At 40.1% G+C, this 16,506-nt stretch carries 19 protein-coding genes and 1 tRNA gene; 13 read left to right on the forward strand and 7 right to left on the reverse strand.

Annotation, left to right across the window (positions count from 1 at the left end; genetic code table 11):
• Positions 1-10: 10 nt before the first annotated feature.
• A complete protein-coding gene (locus tag IF202_RS01535; RefSeq protein WP_191593107.1) occupies positions 11-1,009 on the reverse strand; it encodes a DUF3530 family protein in 999 nt (332 codons plus the stop codon).
• 86 nt (positions 1,010-1,095) lie between these two features.
• On the opposite strand from IF202_RS01535, the gene rpe reads away from it, so the two are divergent.
• Positions 1,096-1,767 (forward strand): ribulose-phosphate 3-epimerase, encoded by a 672-nt coding sequence (gene rpe / locus IF202_RS01540; RefSeq protein WP_191593108.1) that lies wholly within the window; start codon positions 1,096-1,098, stop codon positions 1,765-1,767.
• On the forward strand, positions 1,767-2,447 hold the full coding sequence (locus tag IF202_RS01545) for a phosphoglycolate phosphatase (protein WP_191593109.1): 681 nt from the start codon (positions 1,767-1,769) through the stop codon (positions 2,445-2,447). Before rpe ends, IF202_RS01545 begins: the two co-directional genes overlap by 1 nt.
• Positions 2,448-2,528: 81 nt before the next feature.
• On the opposite strand, the gene IF202_RS01550 is transcribed toward IF202_RS01545, so the two are convergent.
• Complete coding sequence (locus IF202_RS01550) at positions 2,529-3,659, reverse strand: mechanosensitive ion channel family protein (protein WP_191593110.1); 1,131 nt, start codon at positions 3,657-3,659, stop codon at positions 2,529-2,531.
• A gap of 55 nt (positions 3,660-3,714) precedes the next feature.
• Complete coding sequence (locus IF202_RS01555; RefSeq protein ID WP_191593111.1) at positions 3,715-5,046, reverse strand: magnesium transporter; 1,332 nt, start codon at positions 5,044-5,046, stop codon at positions 3,715-3,717.
• Between the two features lie 286 nt (positions 5,047-5,332).
• Here IF202_RS01555 and IF202_RS01560 point away from each other — a divergent pair, with 286 nt between their 5' ends.
• From IF202_RS01560 to IF202_RS01575, 4 genes are all read left to right on the forward strand, one after another.
• On the forward strand, positions 5,333-5,911 hold the full coding sequence (locus IF202_RS01560) for an anthranilate synthase component II (protein WP_191593112.1): 579 nt from the start codon (positions 5,333-5,335) through the stop codon (positions 5,909-5,911).
• A 9-nt stretch (positions 5,912-5,920) separates the two neighbouring features.
• Positions 5,921-6,961: an anthranilate phosphoribosyltransferase gene (gene trpD, locus IF202_RS01565; protein WP_191593113.1), complete on the forward strand. Its 1,041-nt coding sequence runs from the start codon at positions 5,921-5,923 to the stop codon at positions 6,959-6,961.
• Between the two features lie 20 nt (positions 6,962-6,981).
• Positions 6,982-7,797, forward strand: a complete 816-nt coding sequence (gene trpC, locus IF202_RS01570) for an indole-3-glycerol phosphate synthase TrpC (RefSeq protein ID WP_191593114.1) — start codon at positions 6,982-6,984, stop codon at positions 7,795-7,797.
• 63 nt (positions 7,798-7,860) lie between these two features.
• Positions 7,861-8,268 (forward strand): OsmC family protein, encoded by a 408-nt coding sequence (locus IF202_RS01575; protein WP_191593115.1) that lies wholly within the window; start codon positions 7,861-7,863, stop codon positions 8,266-8,268.
• A gap of 97 nt (positions 8,269-8,365) precedes the next feature.
• Here IF202_RS01575 and IF202_RS01580 read toward each other — a convergent pair.
• The 4 genes from IF202_RS01580 to flgA form a co-directional block, all read right to left on the reverse strand.
• Positions 8,366-8,441 (reverse strand) — tRNA-Arg (locus IF202_RS01580).
• Positions 8,442-8,530: 89 nt separating this feature from the next.
• Positions 8,531-9,010 carry a flagella synthesis protein FlgN gene (locus IF202_RS01585; protein WP_191593116.1) on the reverse strand — a complete coding sequence of 160 codons (480 nt, stop codon included), beginning with the start codon at positions 9,008-9,010 and terminating at the stop codon, positions 8,531-8,533.
• A gap of 34 nt (positions 9,011-9,044) precedes the next feature.
• Positions 9,045-9,359 (reverse strand): flagellar biosynthesis anti-sigma factor FlgM, encoded by a 315-nt coding sequence (gene flgM / locus IF202_RS01590; protein WP_191593117.1) that lies wholly within the window; start codon positions 9,357-9,359, stop codon positions 9,045-9,047.
• 115 nt (positions 9,360-9,474) lie between these two features.
• The gene (gene flgA / locus IF202_RS01595) at positions 9,475-10,167 is read right to left on the reverse strand and encodes a flagellar basal body P-ring formation chaperone FlgA (RefSeq protein WP_191593118.1); all 693 of its coding nucleotides are present in this window, start codon (positions 10,165-10,167) and stop codon (positions 9,475-9,477) included.
• Between the two features lie 132 nt (positions 10,168-10,299).
• Here flgA and IF202_RS01600 point away from each other — a divergent pair, with 132 nt between their 5' ends.
• The 7 genes from IF202_RS01600 (at position 10,300) to flgF (ending at position 16,483) form a co-directional block, all read left to right on the forward strand.
• Entirely contained in the window at positions 10,300-11,229 is a 930-nt protein-coding gene (locus IF202_RS01600) for a chemotaxis protein CheV (RefSeq protein ID WP_191593119.1), read from the forward strand.
• Positions 11,230-11,288: 59 nt separating this feature from the next.
• Positions 11,289-12,125, forward strand: coding sequence for a CheR family methyltransferase (locus IF202_RS01605; RefSeq protein WP_191593120.1), 837 nt, complete (start codon positions 11,289-11,291; stop codon positions 12,123-12,125).
• A gap of 200 nt (positions 12,126-12,325) precedes the next feature.
• Positions 12,326-12,718: a flagellar basal body rod protein FlgB gene (flgB, locus tag IF202_RS01610; protein WP_191593121.1), complete on the forward strand. Its 393-nt coding sequence runs from the start codon at positions 12,326-12,328 to the stop codon at positions 12,716-12,718.
• A 5-nt stretch (positions 12,719-12,723) separates the two neighbouring features.
• The gene (gene flgC, locus IF202_RS01615) at positions 12,724-13,173 is read left to right on the forward strand and encodes a flagellar basal body rod protein FlgC (protein ID WP_191593805.1); all 450 of its coding nucleotides are present in this window, start codon (positions 12,724-12,726) and stop codon (positions 13,171-13,173) included.
• A 10-nt stretch (positions 13,174-13,183) separates the two neighbouring features.
• Positions 13,184-13,888: a flagellar hook assembly protein FlgD gene (locus tag IF202_RS01620; RefSeq protein WP_191593122.1), complete on the forward strand. Its 705-nt coding sequence runs from the start codon at positions 13,184-13,186 to the stop codon at positions 13,886-13,888.
• 12 nt (positions 13,889-13,900) lie between these two features.
• On the forward strand, positions 13,901-15,598 hold the full coding sequence (locus tag IF202_RS01625) for a flagellar hook-basal body complex protein (RefSeq protein WP_191593123.1): 1,698 nt from the start codon (positions 13,901-13,903) through the stop codon (positions 15,596-15,598).
• A gap of 141 nt (positions 15,599-15,739) precedes the next feature.
• Complete coding sequence (gene flgF, locus IF202_RS01630; RefSeq protein WP_191593124.1) at positions 15,740-16,483, forward strand: flagellar basal-body rod protein FlgF; 744 nt, start codon at positions 15,740-15,742, stop codon at positions 16,481-16,483.
• Positions 16,484-16,506: the final 23 nt, after the last annotated feature.

The raw sequence follows: 16,506 nt of genomic DNA on the forward strand, positions 1-16,506 counted from the left end.
TAAATTGTAATTAAGGGCTTTCATAGAAAAGCCCTTTTTTTACGCTTGGTAATGTTTTTCTTTGATCTATTTGACTTGTATTTTGTTTTAAAAATCCACGTACGCGCTGTACCAATAATTGTTTGCTTTTCTTTCCAGTTACTCTATCTGGTACCGAGTCTAACTGTATGAAATCACCTATTGCTTCAGTTCTCTGGTTTGCGGCTTGTTTACGCCATGTAGCAAATTGATTACTTCCTGCGTTACTGTTTACATAATAATCAAGTATCGGTTGAGGAACTTTGCGAATTTGTTGAGCAAGGTTGTAATTTGTTATTGTTGATGGCGTTTCGATATCAATTAGCATTAATGCTTCAGCGGTTGTTTGGTTATTGGCTAAGAAATTTAGCGCGTAAGCAGCGCCAGTCTTGTATCCCAAAAAGGTAAATTTTTCTACACCGTCATTTTGAGCCTTGTTCATTGTCGCAATGATTCGTGCAAACACCATTTCTTGATTTGGCAATTCTAGTATTTGAGGGCCGCTTTCTTCTTTTGTTTCTATCAGAGTGCTTACGGGCTCTGCTCGCTTGGTTATATCGGGTACTTCGATGGATATCGTACACCAGCTATGTTTTGGCAAACTATTACGCAGAGGTGCAACGGCATCTGGCCAATCTGGATGCTCGTTGTCGCTATGTAAAATAATAGTGCAACCTTGAGTTGAACTGGTTAAAGAGGGTTGGTAAAGCGTCAGAAAAGGTTCCTCGTTAGCTTCCAATATGTTTATTTGGTGAGTAAGGCGTCGAATTTTCAGTGAGTTTTCTAAGGCGCTAATACGTGAGGCTTGGGGAGTGGGGATAATATAAACTTTATCCACAGAATTATTATCTTCAGATGTCGTATTTTGTATGGCGGTACTGTCACCAGCCACTTCGCTTTCAGGCGCAGAATCTTCGGCAAACGATAGAGTACAAGTACTTAATAACATAAATGTGATTAAGATGTTGAACAGCGCTGTATTTTTCTTCATTGTTTTCAATACTTCTTTTGTGTGCCTTGTTAACATAATGACATATTTTAAAATAATTTTTTATTGTGTCACCGCTGGAGTCAGATATGAATAATTTTATTATCGCCCCTTCGATCCTTTCGGCCGATTTTGCTCGATTAGGCGAAGAAGTAGATCAAGTTCTTGAAGCGGGAGCAGACATCATACACTTTGATGTGATGGATAATCATTATGTTCCCAATTTAACGATTGGCCCTATGGTCTGTAAAGCATTGCGTAAGCATGGTGTGACAGCAGATATAGATGTGCATCTTATGGTGAAGCCTGTTGATCGTATGATAGGTGAATTTATTGAGGCAGGTGCTTCTATTATTACTTTTCACCCTGAAGCAAGTGAGCATATTGACCGATCTTTACAAATGATAAGAGACGGAGGCTGTAAAGCTGGTCTTGTGTTTAACCCTGCGACGCCGCTGCACTACCTTAAGCATGTGATGGATAAAATTGATATGGTTTTGTTGATGTCGGTTAACCCAGGTTTTGGCGGACAATCTTTTATTCCAGGTACATTAGATAAATTACGCGAAGCGAGAGCTTTGATTGATGCTAGTGATTACGATATTCGTTTAGAGGTTGATGGTGGCGTAAGTGAAAAGAATATTGCTGAGATAGCGAGGGCAGGTGCAGATACCTTTGTTGCTGGGTCGGCTATCTATGGTAAACCTGATTACAAAGCGGTTATTGATATGATGCGTAAAGAATTAGCGAGCGTGGGTTAATGAAGACTCCTACCTATTTTTCTAAGTGGTTTGAAGGTTGGCCTGAATTAGTGTGTTTAGATTTAGATGGCACTTTAATGGATAGCGTTCCAGATATTGCTAATGCAGTTGATGCGTTTTTATTAGAATTTAATGTGCCACTCGCTGGTGAAAAACTGGTTCGTACTTGGATTGGCTTTGGCTCTACAAAATTAATAGAGCAAGCATTGGAGTGGGCAAGTATCGACCCTAGTAAGTATGAGGAGGCCTATCGAATTTTTCTTACTCATTATCATGCTCATTTGGTGGATGGAACGACCTTGTACCCTAATGTAAACGCCTTGCTAAAGGCCTTTAAGCATAATGGTGTGCCGGTAGCCTTGGTCACCAATAAACCGAGTGGTTTTATTAAGCCTATGTTAGATCACTTTGAACTGACAGAGCATTTTGCTTGGTTACTGGGCGGTGACACATTAGAAGAAAAGAAGCCTTCTGGTATGCCTCTGCTGCATTGTAGTGAAGCCATCGAAGCGCTGCCTGATAAATGTTTAATGATAGGTGATTCAATTACCGATTTTAAAGCGGCAAGTAATGCGGGCTTCAAATGTGCCTTGGTGACATATGGTTACCATCAAAATGTTGATCTTAAAACACTTGGTGCTGATGCGATTATTGATGATTTGGCAGAGTTATTAATCTGACACTTTAATATCCTGATGAAATAAAAACGCCAAGTCAGTTCCTAAATCTAGGAGTTGACTTGGCGTTTTTATTCGTGCGTTTTATGTATTTTTTGATGGTTGTGAAGAGGTTTGGGGAGTAGAGGGGATTAAGCTTCCATCGTTTGCCATGTGGACTGTATGTGTTGGAAAGGCAACCTCAGCATTATGAGACTCAATGATTTGCATCGCCTTAAATAGAACGTCTTGTTTCACATTATGGAATGTTCGCCAGTCTACAGTTTTTGTATAAGCATAAATAAAGAAGTCTAAAGATGAAGGGCCAAATTGATTGAAATTCACCATGTAGGTTTGAGTTGTATCAAGGTCTTCATGCTTGGCAATCATATCTTTAATATCGGCCAAAATAGCCGGCAACAGGCTGAAATCGTCGTATCGTACTCCAATTGTTTCGTTAATACGGCGATGTGTCATGCGTGATGGGTTTTCTACTGAAATTAATGAAAACGTTGCATTGGGAACATATAGGGGGCGTTTCTCAAAGGTTCGAATCCGTGTTTGTCTCCAGCCTATATGTTCAACCGTTCCTTCAATGTTTTGGTCTGGAGAGCGTACCCAATCGCCAATAGCGAAGGGTCTATCTAGATAAACAATTAAGCCACCAAAGAAGTTAGCTAATAGGTCTTTTGCTGCAAAACCTACTGCAATGCCGCCAATGCCGCCAAAAGCTAAAACCCCTGAAATACTGTACCCAAGAGTTTGTAAAACAACCAAAGCTGAGGTAATGATGACAGAAGCACGTAATAATTTACTGATAGCACTAGCGGTTGTGTAATCAACGTTTGTCTTTATTTTTTCTGAGTTAACAACCGCTTTTTCACATTCGTAAATACAGCGCAGAATAAACCAAGTTAGTACTACAATAACGCCAACTTCACGTACGGATGAAATAAGTGACGATAAGTCAGGATCAATCTCTGTTCCTGAAATTTCCGCTGCAATACTGAGTCCGACTAGCCAAATAAATACTCCTGCAGGTTTTTTGGCTGCAATAATAAGTACATTGTCCCAAGGTGTTTTTGTTCGCTCTAGCTGCTTGTCAATTCGGGCTAAAGTAAGTTTGACCATGAAATTAACCACCATAGTAGCTAATACAATAATAAACACTCTAACAACCCAATGCATTTGTGTATCACCCAATCCAAAATAAAATTGCATTGTTTCCCAAGTCATTCCATTACCTCTGTTTTGTTAGGTTTTAAATGTGGTTTTACTTTGTCCTTAAAAACTAAATAAGTAGCAAAGTTCCTAATCCTAAGAAAGCCACAAATCCTGCGATATCAGTTACTGTTGTTAAAATGACAGATCCAGATAGTGCGGGGTCAATACGTAGTTTATCTAATAAAACTGGAATTAATACGCCAGAAAGAGCGGCCATGAAAATATTTACAATGATGGCTAGCCCAATCACGAGACCCAGCATAGGGTTTTCAAACCACCATAGTGTTACCACACCAATAACAATGGCCCATAATATACCGTTTAAACCACCGACTTTTAGCTCTTTTGATAGTAGTGATTTTAGGTTGCTTCGAGTTATTTGCCCAAGCGCCAAGCCTCGTACAATCAATGTTAAGGTTTGGCTACCAGCGATGCCACCCATAGAGGCAACCACTGGCATTAAGACGGCTAAAGCAACAACTTGTTGTAATGTCGCCTCAAACATTCCAATGAAAGCAGATGCTAAGAAAGCAGTTAGTAGGTTAATGCCTAACCAAATGCCACGGGTCGCAGCGCTGCGCTTTACTGGCGCGAACAAGTCTGATTCTTCATTCAAACCAGCTGTTGCCATCTGTTGAGCTTCGTGTTCTAAACGCCATGTTTCCATTGCGAGGCCTGCGTGAAACCTGCCAAGTAAAATGAAATTCTTGTCTACAACGGGAAGAGCTACCAAGCCTGATCTTTCCAGTTGTTCAGCCGCTTTTGTTAATTCTGCCTCAGCATCAATAAAAGTACATTCTTCATCAATTAAACTGGAAATGGGTTCATGGCCTTGAGCTTTAAAAAGTTTGTCGAATTTTACGCAGCCGACCCAGCGGCCAGTTCTGTTTACCAAATACACCATGTCTGTATAACTTGGCGTCTCTTTTTTAAGTAGTCTAAGCGCTTCTGAAGTGCGAATGGATTGGGATGCGATCAGTAAATCATGATCAATCCAGCGACCGACTACGTCATCGTCGTAAACAATACCTTGTTGGTAATATTCACGTTGTTTGTTATCCATCTGATTAAGAGCGATATCAACCAAACGATCAGGTAAGGAATCGGTGATTTCCAGTAGGTCTTCTGCGTCTACATCGGTAAATAGGGTTTCAATCTCAGTATCGTCTAATTCTTTTAAAAGAAGCTGACGCGATTCACCACGCATCTCAACCAAAATATCAAGACGATTTGCTTGTTTAATATTCGCCCAGGCTTGTTGTCGTTGAACAAGCGGAATGGATTCGAGGGCCAATGCTACATCGTCAGGAGTCAGCTCTGAAATAGCTTTATTGACGGACTCAGGTGAGTGTTCGTCATTAATGAGAGTTTCGATAAGGTCAGCGACTTGGCTATGCACAGGGAATCCTTAAAACACTGAAAGTTGAGAGTAAAGATAGCATGCGAGCTAGTGTGTTATACAACAGTTTGTTTATCAAACAAGGCTTTGTTTTTACACGAAATTATTGAAAAAATTTCAATGTGTTGAGAAAGAGAATCGAGTAAAGAGTAATGAAAGGTGGAGAACAATAGTTTTCATCGTTCAAATCCTTTAAAATCGCTAACTATTTTCTGCGATTTTCCTTTATTTAGTGTTTTTAATTTGCAAGTTACGCAAAAAAACATTTTCACGAGTTAGCCTTTACATGCTGTTGATGATTGATAACTACGACTCTTTTACCTACAACCTTGTTCAATATTTTCGTGAGCTTGGTGTGGATGTGCAGGTGTATCGTAATGATGAAATCACCATAGAAGAGATCGAGCGACTTGCACCCGCTCATCTAGTTATTTCTCCTGGGCCTTGTACACCAAATGAAGCGGGTATTTCGATGGCGGCGATTGAGGCGTTTGCAGGAAAAATTCCGATATTGGGTATTTGCTTAGGTCATCAAAGTATTGCTCAGGTCTTTGGTGGTGAAGTAATTCGTGCTAAAAATGTAATGCATGGAAAAACTTCCTTGATACATCATCAAAATACATCGGTATTTTCAGGATTACCGAACCCGCATGTGGCGACACGCTATCATTCTTTAGTGGTGTCTGCGGATACTTTGCCTGATTGTTTTGAAGTAACGGCTTGGTGTCAGAATGAAGCGGGTGGAAAAGAAGAAATTATGGGGATTCGACATAAGGCATTAGCCATTGAGGGGGTGCAATTCCATCCTGAGTCGATCCTTACTGAGGCAGGACATGCCTTATTAGCGAATTTTTTAACACGATAGGAGAAGCTGGTGGATATTCAAAAAGCGATTGCTGCCGTTGTTGAGCGCCAAAATTTGAGTGGCGACGAAATGCGTGCCGTGATGAGTGACATCATGACGGGAAAAACCACGCCAGCACAAATTGGTGGTTTTTTAATTGGTTTAAGAATGAAGGGTGAAACGGTAGAAGAAATTATTGCCGCCGCTCAAGTCATGCGCGATTTATCAAGTAAGGTTGATCTGGATTTTGACGATATTGTTGATACCTGTGGAACCGGTGGCGATGGTGGTAATTTATTTAATGTATCGACTGCGTCAGCTTTTGTTGTCGCCGCTGCTGGCGGTAAAGTGGCAAAGCACGGTGGCCGTTCTGTGTCGTCTAAATCGGGCAGTGCTGATGTATTAGAGCAAGCTGGTATTTACCTTGGGCTAGATGCTGAACAAGTTTCTCGATGTGTTGCTGAAATTGGTTTGGGGTTTATGTTTGCACCAAATCATCATTCAGCCATGAAACACGCTGTTGGTCCTCGTAAAGAAATGGCAACGCGAACGATTTTTAATTTACTTGGCCCGCTCACTAACCCAGCTAATGCGAAGCGCCAGGTAATGGGTGTATTTGATCAGAAGTGGGTGCGACCAATTGCTGAAGTGTTAAAGGCGCTTGGCAGTGAACACGTTATGGTTGTGCATTCTGAAGACGGTTTGGATGAAATGAGCATTGCGGCATCGACATTTGTTGCAGAGCTAAAGAACGGCGTTATTTCAGAATACATGGTTTCCCCAGAAGACTTTGGTATTCCATTGCAGTCTATCGATACGATCCAAGCAACAGACGCAGGCGAAAGTTTGACGCTTATTAAAACAGCACTAGAAGGTAAGGGCAAAGTAAATCCTGCACGTGACATCGTTGCTTTAAATGCGGGTGCGGCGATTTATGTTTCAGGCATTGCTGATACTCTGGCGGAAGGCGTTAACATCGCAGAAGATGTGATTGGCGGTGGTACAGCGAAAGTTAAAATGTCTGAACTGGCAAGTTTTACACGTTGTTTTATGAGCCCTGACTCACTTTAACGAATAGGAGCGGAAGCATAATGCAGATAGAAACCCCAACCATTTTAAAGAATATCGTTGCCCGTAAATACGAAGAAATTAACGAGCGAAAATCCCATACTCCGTATGGCAATTTAGAAGTTGCTGCGTCGGTAGCGAATGTACACAACCTTCCTCGTGGTTTTGCCAATGCATTGAAGCATCAAATAGCGATTGGTAAAGCGGGTGTCATTGCAGAGATCAAAAAAGCCTCGCCAAGCAAAGGTGTTTTGCGTGAGAATTTTGTTCCTGCAGATATTGCTCGATCTTATGAGAAAGGTGGAGCGGCATGTTTGTCTGTTCTAACGGATCATGACTTTTTCCAAGGTCATGAAGACTTTTTAGTAGAAGCGCGTGCGGCGTGTGGATTACCTGTTATTCGTAAGGACTTTATTGTCGATGAATATCAAGTTTTAGAAGCCAGAGCCATTGGTGCAGATTGTATTTTGTTGATAGCGGCGTGCTTGAGTGGCGACAAACTGCGTCAGCTCGATAATATGGCAAGTGATCTTGGTATGGATGTTTTGGTTGAGGTGCATAACCGTCCTGAGCTTGAACTGGCATTGGAATACACAGAAACAGAATTGTTTGGCATCAATAACCGTGACTTGCATACTTTTGAATTGAGTCTAGACCACACGTTCGAACTGATGGACAGCGTGCCTTCTGATCGTCTTATCGTAACGGAGAGTGGAATTCATACTCGTGACGATGTGGCCCTGATGCGTGAAAAAAATATTAATGCCTTTTTGGTCGGTGAAGCGTTTATGCGAGCTGACAATCCAGGTGAAAAATTAGCTGAGTTGTTTCAGTCTTAATGAGTCATATTAAGGCTTAGTAAAGGCAACTTCAGACACAACAGAATAATGTAGGGTTGAATGATGAAAACGAATGTAAGTTGGCAAGAAGATGTACATTTTACTGCAGAGACAGGTTCTGGCTTTAAAGTAGAGATTGACGGTAATCAGGTTGCAGGCCCAAGACCAATGGAGTTGTTGCTTGCCGGGTTGGGTGGTTGTACTTCTTATGATGTGGTTGGCATTCTTAAGAAATCTCGTCAAGACGTTGTCTCTTGTGTCGCTCAAATCGATGCGGATAGAGCGGATGCTGTTCCTGCTGTTTTCACAGAAATTCGAGTTCACTTTGTAGTGACTGGACGAAAACTGAAGGAAAGTGTGGTTGCTCGCGCTGTAAAGCTATCTGCTGAAGAATACTGCTCTGCTTCATTAATGTTAGAGCGAGGCGGCGTTAAAATTGTCCATAGCTTTGAGCTTATCGAAGTAGAATAAACACACTTAAGTGTTGTGAAAAGGAGTCAAATGGCTCTTTTTTTATGTTCGAAATTTCTATTTAAAGAGTATGTTTATAAGATGGTATTTGAAAATATGGTGTCCCTACCAGGACTCGAACCTGGAATAGCTGCTTAGGAGGCGGCCGGTATATCCTGTTTACCTATAGAGACATTCGGGTTTTTATATCGCAAAGTAACATTGAATGCAAATAATATGCTTCATCATATTGATTTGTATCGTTAAATTTTCATTAGGAAACCTAGGCTCGACCTAAAGTATGCTTGCTGCTGATAGGTCGTGTAGAGCCTCTAGAGGTATAGACTTTGTTTTTGATGCTATGACCTTGAAGAAGCTCATATAGGTGTTTGTTGCGCTTTTGGAGGGTGCTGAGTATGCGAGCGTTAGTGTTGTTTTGTGTTTTACATTTTTTAAGAAGCTTTTCGCATTCTTGAATGAGTAGGCGAACATCATCCATAGAACTATCTTGCAAACTAAGCCAAGTTTTGAATTCTTCTTCAGTTGGGTTTCTTCTATCTACAATGTCGAATTTAATGAGTATGTTGATTTTTTTCTCATTAAGTTGATTCATTTCATCGAGAAGGCTTTGCTTTTGTTCGGCTAAGTTTATTATCTTTTTACTGTCTGATTGCCCATAAGCTAATCTTTCTTCGTCAAGAAGCGAAGAGAGGTTTTCTAGTATCTCTTTGCTTCTTACAAATATGAGTGCAATAGGAATCATAATTCAAACCGCTTAAAGATTGTATATTCACAATCTAGAATAACGAGTCCATAGAGGCCATGTTACTAGCTAGCTTCTGTGTGTCTATTTTATATTCACCCGCTGCAATAGCGTTCTTTATTTGCTCTACTTTATCCATATCAACATCTGGTAAATTGTTGATTTTAGATTGTTGGCTATGGAGTGTTTGTGCTGTACCGCTCAATTTAACGGTATCCTCTGCTAACGTGCCACCACTTTGTACTGCGCTTTGTTTCTCAGGTGCGCTACTAGTTGCATCATCTTTTTGCGAACGTTCGCTTTTATTGATGCTGCTTTGATTTGATAGACCTGTTAATTGTATTGCCATTGGGTTTTTCCGCCCTATTATGATTTGCCTGTCTATATTGTCGGCTATGGTCGTTGAAACTTTAGTGATAATTCTTATGAAAAGAGAATTAATTGCCGTGCCAACGTATCTGTGATCAATAGTTTACAAGAACCTCACTGTTAGTTACAACTTTGGCGTATATAATTCGTCCAGAACTTGTGTTTTTTACACGTATTTGTTGTCCTTTTATACCATTTTCTAATGATACCCCGTTCATTTTGACAGTTATTGTTCCACTACTTGCTGTTATGAGAATGAGATCCCCTTTTTTTATTAGAGTGGGTTGGCTAGTAAGGTTGTCAGTAATAAAGGTATTAATGCGTAAGTTGCGTGATGCAATAAGGCCATAAGGTGGGTTACTTTCAGTGAAAATATCACCTCTTAGGCTCGATAAATCCACTTCACCTATATCTGTATTGGATTTACTTATTACTTGGCCTCTATTAATAGGGCTGCTCGTTTTAATTGCAGTGATCATAATAGATTGTGTCGCTGGAATGTAGGATTTCCAAACGGGGGATTCACAGCTAATTTCATAGTTTGTTCGTTTTGTTGTATCAGGTCTTTGGTTATTGATACTTATAGTTGACGCTTCGCAGTCGGGTAAATAGTTTAGAGCTGCTAAGTTGTTTAAAGAAATGTCTATGGATGCGCCAGGGTATATTTTGGATAGCCTAGGTATTTCTACTTCATTTATGTAGTGATTTAGTTGAGCTTCTATCGAAATTGCAAATGTTAAGCTTGCTTGAAAACAAAAGAGAGCTATTGTTAGCCTTATAATTCGCATGATTCTATCTCTTTGTTTATGATTACGTTATAAATAAAAAAATTAGTGAAAAACTAGATATCACCTTATCATCGGATGATACATATTAACAATTTTGAGGTGATACCTCAGTATAATGTTTTGGAGGCGTTTATGGCTGGAGTTTTGGATACTGTTAACCAACGTACGCAGTTAGTTGGAGAAAACCGATTAGAGCTACTGTTGTTTCGCTTAAATGGAAAGCATCTTTATGGCATTAATGTATTTAAGGTAAAAGAAATTCTTCAATGCCCTAAGTTGACGACTATGCCTCATAGTTCTCCTGTTGTTCGTGGTGTTGCTCATATTCGTGGTGGAACGATTCCAATTTTAGATTTAGGTCTAGCGACTGGCTCAAGTCCACTTGAAAATATTGATCAGTGTTTCGTTATCATCACTGAATACAATCGCCGTATACAGGGTTTTTTAGTTCGTGGTGTTGAGCGTATTGTTAATATGAATTGGAGTGATATTCAGCCACCGCCAAAAGGTTTGTCTAATGACAACTATTTAACCGCGGTTTGTCAGGTTGAGAAGGAGATGGTTGAAATTCTTGATGTTGAGCAGATTCTTTCAGAAGTCGCTCCTACTCGTCAGGATATCTCAGATGGTATCGTAAATGAGGGCGTTCAAGAAAACGCTAAAAAGCATCATATATTAATTGTTGATGACTCATCTGTTGCACGTAAACAAATTAAACGTTGTATGGAACAGGTTGGTTTTTCTACTACTGTTTTATGTGATGGTCGTGAAGCGTTAAACTTCCTAGAGGCTATGGTGGCTGAAGGTAAAGACGTTACTGAAGAGTTCTCTATGGTTATTTCTGACATCGAGATGCCTGAAATGGATGGCTATACTTTGACAACGGCAATTCGTAATGACAGCCGTTTGCAAGATTTATTTATTCTTCTACATACTTCATTAAGTGGTGTGTTTAATGAATCTATGGTGAAAAAAGTTGGTGCTGATGGGTTCTTGGCTAAATTTCAGCCAGATGAATTAGCTCGTTTGGCAATAGAAACAGTGCAGGTTCAGTCTGAATAAGATGTTGGTCAATTTTGTTTGGCTTTATTTATTGAGCGTCTGTCACTCATGGAGTTTTAATGCTCAATAGTACAAATGCAATTACGCCTAATGGCTATATCCGTTTCAGAGAATACTTGCAGAAAGTGTGTGGTATTTCTCTGAGCGATAATAAGCAGTATTTGGTGGCTAGCCGTTTAGGCAAAATGTTAGAAAGAGAGAATTTCACTAAGATTGAACAGCTCGTCGATGCTCTGGAGCGGCCTGGTGGTTCTAAATTAAAGGAAGAAGTCATTAATGCAATGACGACAAATGAAACTCTTTGGTTTAGAGATACGCACCCGTTTACTATTTTGAAAGAAAAAGTATTACCTGAAATGGGGGCTTCTCCTTTGAGGATTTGGTCTGCTGCATCTTCAACAGGTCAAGAACCTTATTCTATTAGCATGGTAATTGAGGAATTTAAATCTTCTCGACCTGGTGTATTGAAAGCGGGTGAAAGAATTGTTGCGACAGATATTTGTACCAATATACTTCAACATGCTAAGCAGGGTGAATATGATAGTTTAGCCATTGCTCGAGGTCTTGGTGCAGATCTGCAAAAACGTTATTTTGATAAAATTAATGAGCTGACTTGGAAAATAAAACCAAATTTAAGTTCACGTGTTGAATTCAAGTATCTGAATCTTATTGATTCATTTTCTATGCTCGGTAAGTTCGACATTATTTTTTGTCGTAATGTTCTTATTTATTTTACCGTCGATTTAAAACTTGATATTTTGAAAAGGATGCATGCATCTTTGAAGCCTGGTGGGTATTTGTTCCTTGGCGGCTCTGAGGCATTGAGTGGGCTTTCTGCTTACTTTGAAATTGTGCAATGCCATCCTGGTATTGTTTATAAAGCTAAGGTTTTATAACTTATATTGAATCTTTTTCTCCAATGAAAGACCTGCCTTACTCTTATGTTTGGCAGGTTTTTTTTATCCTGTCTTTATTGTTGCCGCTTTTTGCCGTCACACCTTGAATTTTTAATAACTTATTGAATATAAAGGGTTTTTATTTCTGGCATCATAATTGCTTTATATTAACCAGTTAATAAATTCAGTTTGAGGGTTAGATGGCTATATCTTTTGCGAGTGCGTTTGCAGGACATGATAAAACTCTAGAGTTTAGAAGTGCTAGGGCTGCTGTGCTTGCCAATAATATAGCCAATGCAGATACGCCAAATTATAAATCAAGAGATATGACCTTTGATTCTATTTTGAGTGATGAAGGTAGTAAGTTGAAGCTGGCTGGAGCAAATGAGCGCCATATATCAGGTGACAGTGTTACATCAGGTTCAGGTGCTTTGTTATATCGAAATGCTAATCAACCATCTTTAGATGGCAACAATGTTGATATGCAGAGAGAGCAGGCTGAATACGCACAAAACTCATTGCAATTTGATACAAGCTTTATGTTTCTGAATGGAAAAATCAGTGGCATGAAAAAAGCACTTATTGGGAACTAATGACGATGTCTTTAAGTAATATTTTTGCTATTTCTGGATCAGCAATGAGTGCGCAAACAGTACGTTTGAATACGGTTGCCAGTAATATGGCTAACGTAGACAGCGTAGCAAGTTCTGCTGATCAGACTTATCGTGCACGTAAACCAGTCTTCTCTCAAATGATGAACGATAACATGCGTGAATTTGGCTGGAATAATGCCAGCATGGATAGTAGTGGTGCCGGTGTTGGTGTGAAAATTGATGGTATTGTTGAATCTGATGCTCCTTTACAGCCTCGCTATGAGCCAGATCACCCAATGGCTAATGAAGAAGGTTACGTATTTTATCCAAACGTGAACCCAATGGAAGAGATGGCCGATATGATGTCGGCGTCACGATCTTTTCAAACGAATGTGGAAATTATGAACTCAGCAAAAAGTATGATGCAGAAAATGCTCACACTTGGGCAGTCATAGGAGCTGATAGATGGCAAATATATCTGATACTAAAGGGCTTAATAATCTTATTTCCCAATATGGGACGGATTCAGCTAAGTCAAAGAGCGGCATTGAAAAGCCCGAAGTGCAGGCAGAAAAGACTGCAATGGCGGATCAGAATGTTTTTTTGAAGTTGTATATTGAACAGTTGAAAGGCCAAGATCCAACATCTCCGCAAGATGCCAATGATATGGTTGCGCAGATGTCTCAGTTTAGCTCTTTAGAGAGATTGACAGGCATTTCGGATCAGCTGGAAAATATGGCGACATCCCTAACATCTAATCAAGCCCTTAGTGCCTCCACCTTAGTAGGTAAGTCCATTTTGATGGAGGGCAGTAAAACTAAGATGACAGAAGATGGTAGTGATATTCAGTTGAGAATGACTATTCCTGAAAACTCTCAGTCTGCAACGCTAAAAATTTATGATGCGGATAATAAGATTGTTCGTACAGCTACACTGAATTCTGATGACTATAAATGGGATAAGCTGGACGATGACGGAAATACTTTGCCGTCTGGTGAATACCGCTTTGCCGCTTCGTCAGCTAATGCAGAAGGTGAGATTTCCGCCATGATTACACGGCTTCCTACTCGTATCCAAGGTGTCACTATTAATGGTGAAAATGGAACGGTTTTAAACGTGGAAAATCACGGAAAAATCAAACTTACAAATGAATTAGAAATATTAGGTTAACTGGAGAGTATTATGGGATTCAATACTGCGCTATCGGGTATTAAAGCTTCTGCCGATTATTTAAGTGTTGCGGGTAATAATATTGCCAATGCCGATACAACAGGCTTTAAAAAGTCACGTATTGAATTTGATGATATCTACAATACGAGTGTGCTTGGTGCTGGAAGTGGAAACAGTATTGGTTCTGGTGTCAGTGTAAGTAAGGTATCTCAGGAGTTTGCATCTGGAAACCTATCCTATACAGACAACAATTTAGATGTTGCGATCGATGGTAGCGGCTTTTTTGTGTTGGATGCTGGTATTGCTCAATCTTATACTCGTGCTGGTAACTTTAAGCTGGATGAAGATGGTTTCTTGATAACTAATTCAGGTAGTCACCTTCAGGGGTTTAATGCCGTTAACGGTGTTATTGGTGGTAATTTGGAAAATATGTTTATTCCAACTGATAGGATCTCACCAGAGCCAACGACTGAAATGGAGCTTAAGGTTAATCTCAATTCAAAAAGTGAAGATATTCCGCCATTTATCAAGGCAGATTTTGATCCATATGATCCTGATACGTATAACTACACTCAAACCCAGGGTGTTGTAGATGCCAACGGTAAAACAAATATAGTGACGTATTATTATTCTAAAAGTGAGCTTCCTAACACATATAAAGTAAATGCTACTGTTAATGGTAACTTAACAGATGATACGGGGGCTGCATTTTTAGGTGAAACTTTTGCGACTTACAATTCTGCGGATGGTGACACTGATCATAATGGTGACGGCACTAATGAGCAGCCATTTGAATTGCTTTATCTTGGCGAGAATGAGCCGGGAGTGTCTGATATAGCGGCTGGTACGAAGGCCGCTTTAACGGTTTCTGGTACGTTGGGTGGAGTAGCTGTTACATCGACACTTGCTCCTGAAGAGGTTCGTGATTCAAGCTCTGTTGCTCGAGAGTCTTTTGATGCTCTTAACCCTGAAACCTACACTTATGGTAATACCAGAAGTGTTTATGATTCCTTAGGTGAGACCCACACAATGGGTTATTACTTTATTAAACAGGGTGAAAATAACACCTACGAGTTACGTATAACAATGGATGGTGAAGAAACTTTTAGCGATCCTTTAACCGGTGAAGATACCCGTTTCCTAGAAGAAAAAACTGCGGTTTCTTTTGATGCTGCGGGTAATTTGTTAGGTACATATCGTGGTATGCCTCCATATGATGTTGCCCAGCCTATCGCATTAGAAATAAAAGGTGTAGATCCTACTAATCGAGGTCGTATTACGCCTCTTGATTTTACTGGATCAACACAGTTTGCTTTAGAGAATACTGACAACTTTGAACAGGATGGTTTCTCTGCTGGTGAGTTGCAGGGCGTTTCTTTTGACCGTGATGGTTTCTTGGTTGCTAACTATACAAATCAACAAACGGCAACACTTGGCCAGATCGCATTAGCGACATTTGATAGTACTGACGGTCTTCTGCCGGCAGGGCACACTTCCTGGTTGGCAAGCAAAGGTTCGGGCCCGGCTGATATTGGTCGTCCTAATAGCGGAACTTTTGGTAAGATAGAAGGAGGGTCGCTGGAAGAGTCTAACGTTGATTTAACGTCTGAACTCGTTGCCCTTATTGAGGCACAGCGTAATTATCAAGCAAACAGTAAAACATTAGAAACAGAAAATACTGTGACGCAGACGATAATTAACCTTCGTTAATTTTCTGGAGAGAGAAGATTTCAAGCCGAAGCAACTTTTGTTGTTTCGGCTTTTTTTTACCTTTTTTTAAGTTGGTACGATTCTTGATAGATACTTATTAACTAATCATTTAATTATGTGAATTTTTCTAGGGGTATCGTTGTGGATAAGGCCTTATATTTGGCAATGAGTGGTGGTGTACAGACCATGAATGCTCAAACAATACACGCTAATAACCTTGCAAACGTCAGTACAACCGGCTTCCGTTCTGACTTTGAGCAAGCACGTTCAATGCAAGTGTATGGCGATCATCATCCTAGTCGAGTGTACGCTATGACTGAAAACCCAGCGACGCGTTATACACAGGGAGATATGATTCAAACAGGCAGGAATTTGGATGTAGCTGTTGCTGGTGAAGGCTTTATTGCTGTTTATGATGATAAAGGCCAAGAAGCTTATACTCGTGCGGGTGACTTGCAAATTAATGCCGCAGGGCAGCTTGTTACAGGACGAGGTTTGCCTATAGCAGGCGTTGCAGGGCCTATATTTTTACCACCTCTCGACAGTATAAATATTACAGCTGACGGTTCTATTTCTATTGTTCCTCAAGGTGGTGCTGGTAATGAAGTGGCAGTCTTGAATCAAATTAAATTGGTTAATCCTGATATTCAAAATTTACGCAAAGAAGAAGATGGCTTAATTCATCCGCGTGATGGTCAAGAGTTTGAACAAGACTTAAATGTCCAGCTTGCTTCAGGTTTTGTGGAAGGTAGTAATGTTAATGCGGTAGAGGAAATGACTCATATTATGAACCTCTCTCGCCGTTTTGAGATGAATGTAAAAATGATGGATACGATACGAGAAAATGCAGATTCGTCTGCTCGAATATTACAGCGTACATCTTAAATATAGCCCATAAATTAAAAGGC

The sequence above is a fragment of the Marinomonas colpomeniae genome (assembly GCF_014803385.1).
GTDB lineage: Bacteria > Pseudomonadota > Gammaproteobacteria > Pseudomonadales > Marinomonadaceae > Marinomonas > Marinomonas colpomeniae.

Coding starts and splice junctions, on each gene's coding strand:
- IF202_RS01535 (WP_191593107.1), bottom strand. CDS start 1,009: ATGAAGAAAAATACAGCGCTGTTCAACATCTTAATCACATTTATGTTA.
- IF202_RS01620 (WP_191593122.1), top strand. CDS start 13,184: ATGGCAAATATATCTGATACTAAAGGGCTTAATAATCTTATTTCCCAA.
- IF202_RS01550 (WP_191593110.1), bottom strand. CDS start 3,659: ATGACTTGGGAAACAATGCAATTTTATTTTGGATTGGGTGATACACAA.
- IF202_RS01575 (WP_191593115.1), top strand. CDS start 7,861: ATGAAAACGAATGTAAGTTGGCAAGAAGATGTACATTTTACTGCAGAG.
- IF202_RS01560 (WP_191593112.1), top strand. CDS start 5,333: ATGCTGTTGATGATTGATAACTACGACTCTTTTACCTACAACCTTGTT.
- flgC (WP_191593805.1), top strand. CDS start 12,724: ATGTCTTTAAGTAATATTTTTGCTATTTCTGGATCAGCAATGAGTGCG.
- IF202_RS01625 (WP_191593123.1), top strand. CDS start 13,901: ATGGGATTCAATACTGCGCTATCGGGTATTAAAGCTTCTGCCGATTAT.
- flgM (WP_191593117.1), bottom strand. CDS start 9,359: ATGGCAATACAATTAACAGGTCTATCAAATCAAAGCAGCATCAATAAA.
- flgB (WP_191593121.1), top strand. CDS start 12,326: ATGGCTATATCTTTTGCGAGTGCGTTTGCAGGACATGATAAAACTCTA.
- IF202_RS01600 (WP_191593119.1), top strand. CDS start 10,300: ATGGCTGGAGTTTTGGATACTGTTAACCAACGTACGCAGTTAGTTGGA.
- trpC (WP_191593114.1), top strand. CDS start 6,982: ATGCAGATAGAAACCCCAACCATTTTAAAGAATATCGTTGCCCGTAAA.
- IF202_RS01585 (WP_191593116.1), bottom strand. CDS start 9,010: ATGATTCCTATTGCACTCATATTTGTAAGAAGCAAAGAGATACTAGAA.
- IF202_RS01605 (WP_191593120.1), top strand. CDS start 11,289: ATGCTCAATAGTACAAATGCAATTACGCCTAATGGCTATATCCGTTTC.
- rpe (WP_191593108.1), top strand. CDS start 1,096: ATGAATAATTTTATTATCGCCCCTTCGATCCTTTCGGCCGATTTTGCT.
- IF202_RS01545 (WP_191593109.1), top strand. CDS start 1,767: ATGAAGACTCCTACCTATTTTTCTAAGTGGTTTGAAGGTTGGCCTGAA.
- flgA (WP_191593118.1), bottom strand. CDS start 10,167: ATGCGAATTATAAGGCTAACAATAGCTCTCTTTTGTTTTCAAGCAAGC.